The organism is Hoylesella nanceiensis DSM 19126 = JCM 15639, assembly GCF_000379965.1.
GTDB classification, from domain to species: Bacteria; Bacteroidota; Bacteroidia; order Bacteroidales; family Bacteroidaceae; genus Prevotella; species Prevotella nanceiensis.
In genome coordinates, this window is sequence record NZ_KB904331.1 from 171,237 (window position 1) to 183,625 (window position 12,389).

The window sequence follows — 12,389 nt, forward strand, 5'->3', positions numbered from 1 at the left end:
GATTTCAAAGTTTTAAGGTGAATGTATCTTGTATGCGTTGTTGTACTTTCTGCATATCCCGATGGATTCTCTCGGAGGAAACAACTGCATAGATTTGTGTTGTTCTCAAATTTGTGTGTCCGAGCATACGGCTCACCGTTTCTATAGGTACACCTGCCGAGAGTGTGATAAGCGATGCAAAGGTGTGTCTTGCCATGTGAAAGGTCAGCGGAGTTTTCATACCGATATTTCGCTGTATATAGTGCATGCCATTGAGGATAACGTCGGTGGTTGGAACGTCAAAGACAAAGCCTGCCCTTATCCCTCTATAACGATTCATGATAGTCTGCGCAGGGGGAAGCACCTGTACACGATACGGAGTTTTGGTTTTCATTCGCCTGCCCTTGATGCAGAGTTCGCCTTCTTCCAAAACGATGTTTTCCTCCCGAAGATTACGGACGTCGGAGATTGCCAGCCCAGAAAAGCAGGAGAAGACGAACAAATCACGGACAATGCGGTAGTTTTCCCATTCAATCTCCAAGTCGATGATGCGCTCAAGTTCTTCCTGCGTAATGCTTCTCGGTTCGCCTTTTGGTCGCTCGTAACTGTAACCCAAGAACGGATAAAAGTCCAGCACACCTTTCTTCACCGCCATGCGGACGATGGTCTGCAAAGTAGACACGGTACTCGATATGCTGCTGCGTTTCAGTTTGCGGTCAATAGTGAGATAATACTCGAAGCCCTCGATAAAGGCTTTGTCCAACTGTGAAAGGGGAATGTCGCTTACCTTGTGCTTCTCCTGCACATACTCACGAAGCAGGGAGAGTTGGTAGGTACGGAGTTTGAACGTCTTCAAGGCTCGGTCGATGCCTATGCGCTCCTTTGTCTGTGTGAGATACTCCCCAAAACTCTCCAAGAGCAAGGCCTGACGGTGGATTTGCCCCTGATAGGCATCCCTCACGTCTGTGCCGGTAAAAGATTCTTCTCTTTCACAGAGTTCATGAAAGCGTGCGTGGATGAGTGCGGTGCATTCACCGAGTTTCTGATTGACGGACACAGCCATGCTGCTCTTACCGATGAGCCGTTGCTTACGGCTGTCCCAAAGAGCGAGCGGAGTCTTACACTTGGTGGAGAAGCCCGAATGGGTTCTGCCAACGGAGATTCGCCCAATGACAGGCACAAGTCCTTTCTTGTCGGTTCGTTTCGCCTGAACGAAGAACGATATTTTGAGTTTGTTTTCTTTCATTTTTCTGTCGTTTTTTCTAAATTTCCTTTGCTTGCAAAGGTACAGATGAACAAGTATTCCTGAGCGATGCAGAAAAATGAAAGATGAAGAATAAAAACCTATGACACAGTTGTTTACCTTCAATTCGTAACCCCTTTTTGCTTTTTCCCTGATGGGTTACGATTTGGTAACGGAACTCCTGCCGTTTGATGCTCGTTTTCGCTTACCATCAAAATAGCAGGGAAATGCTAAATGGTACTATTTCAAATAGTTACATTCCCTATAATTCCTCCTATTTCCCTTAATTCTTAATGACTGATTATGCCCGCAAGATGAGCCTTGATTTACGCATGATAGATGAAAATGGGTACTCAGATCATATCGACAACAAGGCAAGTCACTGTGCCAAGATGCTCAATGACTATTACCAAAAGTTCGATGCACAGAAAGGAACGCAGTTCGTTTTCTCTGATTTAGGTACTTATAAGTCCGGCGGAGACTTCAATGTCTATTCGGAAATCAAGCGTAAGTTGGTAGAGGACTATCATATCCCGTCCTACGAGATACGCTTTATCCAAGAGTGTAAGAACGAGAAGGCAAAAAAAGCGATGGTAGATGCGATGAACCGTGGAGAGATTCGTATTATTTTCGGCTCTACATCCATGTTGGGTACTGGTGTGAATGCTCAGCAGCGTGCCGTGGCGGTCCATCATTTGGACACGCCTTGGCGACCTTCAGACTTGGAGCAGCGCAATGGACGAGCTGTGCGCAAGGGAAACCTTATCGCAAAAGAGTTTGCGGACAACAAGGTCGATGTGATTATCTACGCTGTAGAACGTTCTTTGGACAGTTATAAGTTCAATTTGCTGCATAACAAGCAGCTCTTCATCAATCAGCTAAAGACAAACACGCTTGGCAGTCGCACCATTGACGAGGGTTCAATGGATGAGGACAACGGCATGAGCTTCTCAGAATACGTAGCAGTGCTTTCGGGTAATACCGACCTTTTAGAGAAAGCAAGATTGGATAAGAAGATTGCCACCTTGGAATCCGAGCGCAAGAACTTCCTCCGTGAGCGTGATGCCGCAACAGGAAAGCTAGCAGAGATTGAGAGTTCTGTGTCCTTCCATACGGATAAAATCAAGGAGGCACAGTCTGACTTAGCTCTATTTGAGCAGTGTGTAGAACGTGATGCCGATGGACAGCCCATCAATAAGCTGACTATCAAAGGTGTGGAAGACTATACAGACATCAAGGCCATTGCTGCCCGTCTGCAGGAGATAGACGAAAAAGCACGCACCAAAGGAGAGTATAATAAAATCGGTGAAGTTTATGGTTTCTCCATTATGGTCAAGACAGAGAGTACTTCCAAGGATTTGTTTGACTGTTCGGTGAACCGCTTTTTTGTGAAAGGGCAGGAGTCTATCTACTACACTTACAATAATGGAAAGTTGGCAACAGACCCGAAACTTGCTTGCCAGAACTTCATTAACGCCTTGGAGCGTATCCCAAAGGTGATAGAATCGCATGAGAAGGAAATGGTAAAGATTGTAGCCAATAAAGACGTTTACACCAATATTGCCAACAGTTCTTGGAAGAAAGAGGACGAGCTTCGCTCACTTAAAAGTGAAGCTGCTGAATTGGACAGAAAGATTGCGCTTACCCTTACTCCGCCAGATGAAGAAAAAGAGGAAATAAAGCAAGGAAAAGATTTATCCAACAACTCTGCCAAAATAAAGAATGAGAACAATCCTGCCCAAGACAAAGAGGAATATAGTCGTTTGCAGAGTTTCAGCCCCAAGTGGAGACGTTAAAAGAATGGTTGTTTTTCTTTCCTGCAAGTAAACTAATAGTTGACTTATGAGGAAATTTCCGAACTATTCCCAAGAGGAAAATCAGCCAATATATATCTATGCGATAGTTAGACTTTGGCAATAAAATAAATATTTTGCCAAAATCTAACTGTTAGGTTTGAAGCCCTTTGTCATCAATCATCTCGCTTTCGTACTACCTCATCTATCTCCTCCCTTTGATATTTGCTTTAAGAATCTATAGAAGATAATCCCTATTCATTCGTGAGGTCAATTTCTCTCAAAGACTTCAGTATTTTCAGAAATGATGCTTTTATGGTATTTGAAGATGGAATATCTCGATAAGCTATAGCAGATAGGTTCTCTACGTATTTGGGAGTCAAAATCTCCCATAAATGATCAAAATCCACTACCAATGGAGACTGATTTATGTCTTTTAGGTCTTTCCAGCCCAAAGGCTCGTCAAAAGCTTGTTGGTCATGTTCCACCAAAATCTTTATGTCTCGAACAAATTCTTTTCTACATACATAATCTTCTAATTCTTTGATATTCAATAGCGCATTCAAGTCATAGAAGTGGCGTATTTTAGATGATAATGATGCTGTTGGCTGCTCGCTCATTGAAAAGCGAATGAGAGACACTATTTTCTCACACAAGGTTTGTCTAAGAGATAAGACATTCAGTTCAAAAGGTTCAAGGTGATACTTCTCTATCACATCTTCCATCTTTTGCTTTTTCAGATATGTAGTAACAAAAGGCTCTATCATCCTTTTCTCGTATGGAAAAGGATTGGCAAATGCACTGATCTCTACAATAATTCTCGCAGGAACAGGATTTACAGAAGTGTCAAAACCTGTATGGGCTGTATAAGAGAAGGCTTGCTTCCTATATTTTGAGCCCTTGGATATATCTGAAAAGCTTTTGTCCTCTGTCAAGCCCATAGTAACCTCTTTCATCAAGTTTGATAAAAGTATTTTAACCTGATTACCACTCATATCCCCACTGATAACAGCAAAGTCCACGTCCTCTGAAAACCTATCTATCAGTTGATATGCCTTTGATAAAGAAGTTCCTCCCTTAAATACGATTTTTGATTCATAAGAACTTCTGGACAATGCACGCAGTATTCTTGAAATGTGGTAGTCTTTCTCTATTAACTGTATAGGGATTTTCAAATCTTCTGACGAAGTTTGTACCAAATCCATGAATAACTCAGTGTCTAAATATAGAGAATCTTTTATTGTATGTTCCATTGACTAGAAACTAAAGTTGGTGAGAGTCCGACTCTAAATCGTGTAAGCGGACTTAATGTTTGAAATAATGTAGTTGCAAGAGAGTCATTGGTTAGCATAGATCCCAATAAAGCTCGCGTGAGCGGAGAGTATTTTAAGGCAAGATTGACCAGTTGAGTCAGCTCATCCTTGGAGTACTCATTGACTTTTGCCTTTAAGAGAGTATATGATCTGTCAGTAGTTGTATCAGGTATCTTCTTAATCCATTTCAAGCAGTCTAATATACGCAGCATTTCGATATTATCTCTGTTGATGGGATTTTTCTGCAATACAAAACGAATCGTATATATTCCACGCTTCCCATTCCGTTTAGGGAAATTGGAACCTATCTCAAGAGTTGCAGACTGTTGAGTTGTCAATCCAAATAAGTTGAATGCATAGAACCCGGTCAGATAGCCTATAGGGGTGTCGTTGTCATAGAGCAAGTCACGGAATCGTTCTTCCATGGACGGACCAACAACACCAAATCTTGTTCGTTTTGGTTTATAATAAGTACCTCGACTAAGGCGCTCTATTTCACCCTCCTGAACCAGTCTTCCCAAAGTGACTACGGCCGCATTTTGCTCACTGCGAGGAAGCCCTAAGTCTTCCAATCGGAAAACTTTTCCCGTCTCAAAATTAGAAATTTTATTTTTAATACTTTTGCTTGTCATACAAATTGTTCCTTTTGCAAAGGTATATATTTTGTTGTGTAAATGCAAGTATTTACACAACAAAATTTTAGTGTAAGGAGACTTACTAACCATCTTGCTTTCGTACCATTTTATCTATCTCTTCCCGAAGGAAAAGCAACCGCCCATTAGCTTTGAGGTAAGGAATTTTCTCTGACCATACCCAGTTGTAGATGGTTTTTTGCTCCACTTTCAAGATCTTAGAAACATCTATGATATCCAGATATTCAGGTTTCAAAGGTGGATGGACATTTGTATCAACGGATTGCTCTTGCAGGACAAGTAGCTGATCGAGCTTATACTCGACAGCTTTTAATTTATCAAACAATCGCTTGCACCAGTCTGTTTCTGAAGTATCGTTTAAGTATGGCATAGTTCTCCTTTTTGATAGTTTCCATTTATATCTTGTGTCAAAATACGCTGCTCTTTCATATATGCAATGTACTTTTTTGCTGTTCGATCTTTGATCTCCATTTCACGCGTCAGCACCTCACAAAGTTCTTGGTATGAAAGCCTTAATTTAGTACGAAATGCAGATTTGATGACAAGCAAGAGTTCATCGGACTTGCGTTTTTCTTTATCTTCCTTTGACTTCTCACCACAATAGACATGCATATCCTCATCTTTGTCCCAGCCGAATAGCATCATTGGCACATCTAAGGGACTTCCGTCGCGGACTTTCAACGCCTTTACGACTGAATATTCGGGATTATCATCTTTCTCAATAGAGAGGATTCCTGCGGCTTTTCTCTGCAACTCGGAACCGATATGCCCGCGTAGCTTTATACCATTAGGCACAAAATGAAGCACACAGATGATGCAAGTATTGTATATTCCTGCTAATCGGTAGAGTTCATCAACAATGGCTATACTTTCCGTTTCATCGTTGGCTGAGCGTATCAAGTCAGCAATACCGTCAATTACCACAATATGGATGCCACCATGCTTGTGATGGAATAAGTCCATACTCTCACGAATGATTTTTAGCCTGTCTTTGCGGGATAGTGATGCCAAGTAGAGTGAATGGTAGAACTCTGGCACAGCCTTTACTCCTGCCCTACGAAGTGTCTTTCCCAAGTTCTTGTGCAGTTGTGCTTCAGACTGCTCCGTATCATAGTGAAGAACCGCTAAGCCTTTTGGGTTAGCAGTTATCTCTAATCCCAATGTCTGTTCAGCTTGTAATCGTTCCGAACCAAGTGTGCCTGAAAGGATTCCAGAAATATAGTTGCTCTTACCTGTTCCTTCTCCACCTGTAATACAAAACAGATTATCCTGTGTTCCGAGTGGAACACCATTGACTGCCACAACTGATTTTGAAGCATCAGGTGGATTATCGTAGTCGATTTCACAAGATTTTAATATCATCATTGTCTGCGAATACATATTGGTAAACATATCAGAAAGGAGAACTTTCAAGTCATTCGAGTTATTTCCCAAGGCAAAGAAGTCAGATATATCTTTCTCTGACTTAATTCCTTGCAATGGTAAGGTCAAGCTCAAAACCTTATATTGAATGAGTGCATTTGCTTGTTGTTTGGCTTCTCTTATTCCCGTCTCATCAGTGTCATATAATATGATAATATGTCGAAAACGAAGCTGTAACCCTTCGATAATATTCTCAGGAATCTCTGCCGTCTCACTATTGAAACAAATAGCATTAAAACCATGGGCAGATAAAGATAGTACATCTTTCTCACCACCAGTAATGAATATGATATCTCCTTTACTTGGCAATTGCTGAAAACCAAAGACATAATCGGTCACTTTCTCGCCATCATAAAGAAAGCGTAGTTTGCTCTTTGGGCGATAGACCTTTACAAACGTCCCCATATTGTAAGCAAACATCGGCTCGTCATGTGTCGCTCCTAATGTAAACGGCTTACCTTGATTAGAGATAGATTCATAACGAGCAAGCGACTTTACATGAAAACGTTGTAAGGTGTTGAAATCAATACCATATTGTTGCCAATATTTTATTTCCTCGATACCAAAAGATTGCTCTATTAGTTTATACCACTTCTTCTCTTCCATTAACTTTGGTTGGTCTACGGGTTGTAAAATACTCGGTTTAGGAGGTTTTATTATCGTAGCTCGTTGTTCAAAGTGTTCTTGTTTTCCTATGTAGATGTTTAGTTGCAAGTCTCGAATAATAGTTTCAAGTACCTTAACAAAATCTTTCTTCACATCCAGTCCAATCATTGTGGCAGCAAACCAAAAACAATCTCCAGAATAAGCATCATTTCCAAAGTCTTTCATGCGATAGCAGTCTGACTTTCTATCAAGATATATATTGCATGAAGAACGTTTATCGTTATACAAAGGATTACGAAAATTACGCTTAATCACGAAATCAATGGCATATAGAAACAAAATATTTCAAGTCCTTTGTTGGTACGCAATAATATTTCTTCTTTAATGTTCATAGCTCTTCGAATAAGGTTTGAGATTCTCCCATATAGCCTTTTAGCACACCTTCCTTGTAAGCGTTTAAACGCTGCAAAGCCTCTAAACGACGAAAGCCCTTGAATGTGGCTCTACCCGTCTTAACAGAGAGAGATAGAGTCCTTTAAATGGATAAACTACATGATTACTAGATACATATCTGTACGGAATAGAATTAGATTCCCTCCATCTTGCAAGTGATGCCTTTGATATTCCAAGCAGGTGCAGAACATCTGCCGAACCCAACTCAATCTTTTCCTCCAAAACGGAATAATCACGCTTTAGCTCCCTGATAAAGCAGGCTATCTGTCTGAATTCTTCACGAAGTGTTTGAAGTTCATTTAGTAGGGAGAGTGTTTCGTGGTGTTCCATCTTCTTTAAGTAGGGTTTGGCAAAGATTAATAATAACTGATAAAAATAGTTTCATCAATACAATAAGATATAAAACACTCGACTATTCTATTAAGAGCACATCAAGTTCGCTATTTAAAGTCATTTATTTTGGCCCTCAAGTCCACTCTATTTTTCTCTTTCTTCACACCACAAAAGAACACACATTCTACTCTATTTACATCCAGTAAAATAAGACATACAGAGAAGATAAAATCCAGTTGGTTCACAATAGTCTAAAAACTCCCTTTCAAAATATATAAAAAGGAAGTTTTATAACACATCATCAGGAAGACTATTTTTCTGCTATCGGGTTGCCTACTCATGCTCATTTCAAAGCAATTGTCAATCAGTTATTTTCGTTTCACCATACAAAGCTATAACAACAAAAACGCAATTGCTACACATCTACATACTAATTATAGCTATATGAAAGCAAAAATCTCCGCTTTTCCACCCATATTAACACCTATTCTTTAATTGATTTTCAGAAGTTTTTATTACTTTTGCAAGGGTGTTTTCAACCCCTTATTACATAAAAGCAAATAATTACACAACAAAAAACAACTCTAAGCGTTAATAAATATATACTAAGGCCGAACCGATAGCAATTGATTGACTATACCCCAACGCCTCATTTTATTTATAAATACAGAGAATTTAAGACAACATATATATTCATGAGAAAACTATTTTTCTGCATATTTCTATTGATAAGTGCTGCTCAATGCTTGTATGCACAATCTGGAATGACCGATGATCAAGTGATTCGAATGATTCAAAGAGAGCAAAAAGCAGGCTCATCTCAAGCGCAAATCGTTACAAAGCTGATGCAAAGCGGTGTAGATATCTCCCAAATTAGAAGATTAAAGGATAAATACGACCGTCAAATGAATCAAAAAGGACTCGGCAATGTAAGTGATGAAGCATTGCAATCAGATGATTCTAGAATGCGTAAAAACAAACAAGATGCAGCCAATAGCGCATTAAATAAATATTCAAACAATCGCATTCAGCGTAATAGTGCAGACAGAATAGAAATCAATGAGAAAGACCCTGAATTCTTATTGATGCAAAAAGAATTATCTTATTTAACTCCTAAAGATTCTATTGAGTGGCTAAAAGAGTTGCTTGATGAGAAGAGTAAGATGAAGAAAAGGGTGTTCGGACGAGATATCTTCAACAATAAAGAATTGTCGTTCGAGCCTAATATGAATATAGCAACGCCTCAACGATATGTATTAGGACCTGGAGATAACGTCATAATTGATGTTTATGGCGCTTCACAAAAGACCTTTAATGTTGTTGTTTCGCCTGATGGTGAGGTGACAATAGAAGACTTTGGACCTATAAAAGTGAGCGGATTAACTGTTGAACAGGCTAATGCTAAGGTGCGTTCGCTATTGGGTGCACGTTATAGTAGCTCGAAAACAAAGCTCACTGTGGGTCAAACTAAGACCATGATGGTGAATGTTATGGGTGAAGTTAAAGTGCCCGGAACATACACCCTTTCTGCTTTTGCAACTGTATTCCATGCTCTTTATATGGCAGGAGGTATCAACGACCTCGGAACTTTGCGTAATATTAAGGTATATCGTCAAAACCGTTTGGTTACAGTTGTAGACATCTACGATTACATTCTCAATGGAAAACTAACAGGAAACATTCGTCTTATGGACAATGACGTAATCGTTGTTGGTCCTTACGACTGCTTGGTTACCATCTCAGGAAAGGTGAAACGCCCAATGATTTACGAAATGAAGAAAAGCGAAAGCGTTGGTTCTATCATTAAATATGCAGGAGGTTTCACTGGAGATGCTTACACAAAGGCTGTTCGTTTGCTTCGAAAAACAGGCAGAGAATATTCTGTTTTCAACATAGGAGAATTCGATATCAACTCTTTCCACTTAGCAGATGGCGACTCTATCGGCGTTGATTCAATCATTAATCGATATGAAAACATGGTTGAAATCAAAGGGGCTATCTTCCGTCCAGGTATGTATAACATCGGAAAAGACATCAATAGCGTACGCACTTTAATTGAACATGCAGAAGGATTAACCGAAGAAGCATTTACAAATCGTGCTATTATTCATCGTATGAAGAGTGATAGAACGCTCGAAGTTATTGCAGTTGACGTCAAAGGAATAATGGATGGAAGCGTTGCTGACGTGCCTTTGAAGAAAAATGACGTTCTTTTTATTCCCACAAAGAGTGAAATGCAGACCAAAAGAACAATTACTATACATGGCGAAGTGAATTATCCTGGCATGTATGTGTATGCAGATCACGAAACACTTGAAGACTTTATTCTACAAGCAGGAGGCCTAAAAGACAAGGCATCTATCATTAAAGTAGACGTAGCTCGTCGTATATTGAATCCTAAAGCCATAACCAATGATAGCGTAATTGCTAAAACTTACACCTTTGCATTAAAGGAAGGATTCGTTATTGACGGTACTCCTGGATTCGAATTACAGCCCTTCGACGAGGTATATGTACGCAAAAGCCCTGGTTATAGCCATCAACAAAATATCCAAGTAGAAGGAAATGTGATGTTTGCAGGTACTTATACACTATCAAGTAAGAACGAACGACTCAGCGATATCATCAAGAAAGCGGGCGGAGTAACCGACCTTGCTTATGTACCTGGTGCACGTTTAGAGCGCAGAATCACTCCCGATGAGCGATTAAGAATGCAAACTGTAATCAAAATGGCACAGATGCAAAGTGGCAAGAAAGACTCTCTTGATATGAAAAAGCTTGATTTAGGCGATACATATTATGTAGGTATCGAACTTGATAAGGCTTTAAAAGAACCAGGAGGAGATGCCGATTTGGTGCTAAGAGAATTCGATAGAATCATCGTTCCCGAGTATAATGGAACCGTAAAGATTAGCGGTGACGTGATGTATCCAAACACTGTGGCTTACGAAAAGGGCCGAAAAGCAGGCTGGTATATCAACCAAGCAGGTGGATGGGGTAACAGAGCGAAGAAGAGTCACACATATATTGTGTACATGAATGGCACTGTTGCGAAGGTAGGACATAACGCAAAGGTTCGCCCAGGCAGTGAAATTATCGTGCCAAGTAAGCCCGAAAGCTCAGGAAAGTCATTAACACAATGGCTCTCTATCGGCACTTCTGTGGCCTCAATAGCCACAATGATCGCCACAATGGCCAATCTATTGAAATAAAGAAGAATAGGAACTCAAAGCTTTTCAACTCGACCTTATAATAGAAATAGGTAGGAAGAAAGAAGACAGTAGTTAGTTATTATAATAGGTATAGGTAACTACTTGCATAGAACTGCTCCTCCATCATCATAAAAGTGCAGAGTTATAGCAAAAGAAGTTTTGAGTTTCTATTTCTCCATAGAGATACAACCCAATACCAATAAAACTGTTTTTTCAATTACATAAGCAATAATGAATAAACCAATTGTTGATTTTAAAATAATCAAAACGCTTGTTTTAAACAATAAAAAGCTATTTGCAGCCACCAGTTGTGCCTCGTTTGTGGTTGCCCTTGTCATAGCTTTTAGTATTCCAAAAGAATACACCTCAACCGTAGTTCTTGCGCCCGAGGCATCAGAAAGCGGTCTTTCTGGCAACTTAGGGTCGCTTGCTTCAATGGTAGGAGCAAAGCTTGGAAATATGAGTAACAGTGATGCTGTGTACCCACAGATATATCCTGAGATCTGTGCTTCAGACGATTTTATCATTCCTTTGTGGTCTTTAAAGGTACAAAGTCAAGACGGAAGTCTCTCAACCACATTATACGACTATGTTTTAAAACATCGAAAAGCAGCATGGTGGAATAAGATTAAGCAGCTTATGCTATTGCCATTTGCACCTAAACCACAAGCTGGTGCTCCTGTAAAACAAACCCAAAAGACCGAAGCTATACAGCTTACACAAGAGCAAGAGAATGCAACCAACGCCATAAAGGGCATGCTTAAATGCGTTGTGGATAAGAAAACCGACATGATTACCATCACAACCAAGGCGCAAGACCCTCTTATTGCGGCTACTGTTGCAGATTATGTGCAACGTGCCTTGCAAACATATATCATTAAATATCGTACCACTAAAGCTCGAAATGACTTGTCTTATACAGAAAAGCTATATCATGAAGCAAAGGTAGATTACGACAAGTCTCGTCAAAGATACGGCTCTTATTCCGACGCCAACACAGATATTATCTTGCAATCTTATAAATTGAAGCAAACAGATTTAGAGAATGAGATGCAATTAAAGTATAATATCTACTCTCAATTGGCTCAACAATTACAATTGGCAAGAGCAAAGGTGCAAGAGAGAACTCCTGCTTTCACCATCATTCAGTCGGCAGTTGTGCCTTTAAAGAAAGCCTCTCCACGTCGTGGTTTAATTGTTGGTATCATTCTTTTACTCAACTTCTTGGGAACACTTCAATGGACTTATCTAAAGAACAAGGGTGCCTTTAAAAAGCAAGAAGACACACCTGAGCCAGCAACAGGACAAGAAGTGTAAGAGAACAACTAAATCATTAGTTTTCAATAAGATATTAAACGACTCGCAAAAGCATTGACATTTGC

General features: G+C 39.9%; 6 protein-coding genes and 3 pseudogenes. 3 read left to right on the top strand and 6 right to left on the bottom strand.

Going from position 1 to position 12,389, the window contains the following annotated elements:
* Positions 1 to 4: 4 nt before the first annotated feature.
* Complete coding sequence (locus A3GM_RS0106825) at positions 5 to 1,225, bottom strand: site-specific integrase (RefSeq protein WP_018362644.1); 1,221 nt, start codon at positions 1,223 to 1,225, stop codon at positions 5 to 7.
* Between the two features lie 287 nt (positions 1,226 to 1,512).
* Here A3GM_RS0106825 and A3GM_RS0106830 point away from each other — a divergent pair.
* Positions 1,513 to 3,018, top strand: a pseudogene (locus tag A3GM_RS0106830) (helicase-related protein); the annotation flags it as partial.
* Positions 3,019 to 3,269: 251 nt separating this feature from the next.
* Here the strand turns inward: A3GM_RS0106830 and A3GM_RS0106835 are convergent.
* The 5 genes and pseudogenes from A3GM_RS0106835 to A3GM_RS11100 all read right to left on the bottom strand — a co-directional run bounded on the left by A3GM_RS0106835 (position 3,270) and on the right by A3GM_RS11100 (position 7,792).
* A complete protein-coding gene (locus A3GM_RS0106835; protein ID WP_026216147.1) occupies positions 3,270 to 4,268 on the bottom strand; it encodes a nucleotidyl transferase AbiEii/AbiGii toxin family protein in 999 nt (332 codons plus the stop codon).
* Positions 4,253 to 4,960 (bottom strand): DUF6088 family protein, encoded by a 708-nt coding sequence (locus A3GM_RS0106840; protein WP_018362647.1) that lies wholly within the window; start codon positions 4,958 to 4,960, stop codon positions 4,253 to 4,255. Before A3GM_RS0106840 ends, A3GM_RS0106835 begins: the two co-directional genes overlap by 16 nt.
* A gap of 85 nt (positions 4,961 to 5,045) precedes the next feature.
* A complete protein-coding gene (locus A3GM_RS0106845) occupies positions 5,046 to 5,351 on the bottom strand; it encodes a helix-turn-helix domain-containing protein (protein ID WP_018362648.1) in 306 nt (101 codons plus the stop codon).
* Positions 5,339 to 7,401, bottom strand: a pseudogene (locus tag A3GM_RS11095) (AAA family ATPase). The gene A3GM_RS0106845 and the pseudogene A3GM_RS11095 overlap by 13 nt, the downstream one beginning before the upstream one ends.
* Positions 7,398 to 7,792: pseudogene (locus A3GM_RS11100) on the bottom strand (hypothetical protein). Before A3GM_RS11100 ends, A3GM_RS11095 begins: the two co-directional pseudogenes overlap by 4 nt.
* Before the next feature lie 698 nt (positions 7,793 to 8,490).
* On the opposite strand from A3GM_RS11100, the gene A3GM_RS0106860 reads away from it, so the two are divergent.
* Positions 8,491 to 11,007 carry an SLBB domain-containing protein gene (locus tag A3GM_RS0106860; protein WP_018362650.1) on the top strand — a complete coding sequence of 839 codons (2,517 nt, stop codon included), beginning with the start codon at positions 8,491 to 8,493 and terminating at the stop codon, positions 11,005 to 11,007.
* A 231-nt stretch (positions 11,008 to 11,238) separates the two neighbouring features.
* Positions 11,239 to 12,324 (top strand): GumC domain-containing protein, encoded by a 1,086-nt coding sequence (locus tag A3GM_RS11105; RefSeq protein WP_018362651.1) that lies wholly within the window; start codon positions 11,239 to 11,241, stop codon positions 12,322 to 12,324.
* Positions 12,325 to 12,389: the final 65 nt, after the last annotated feature.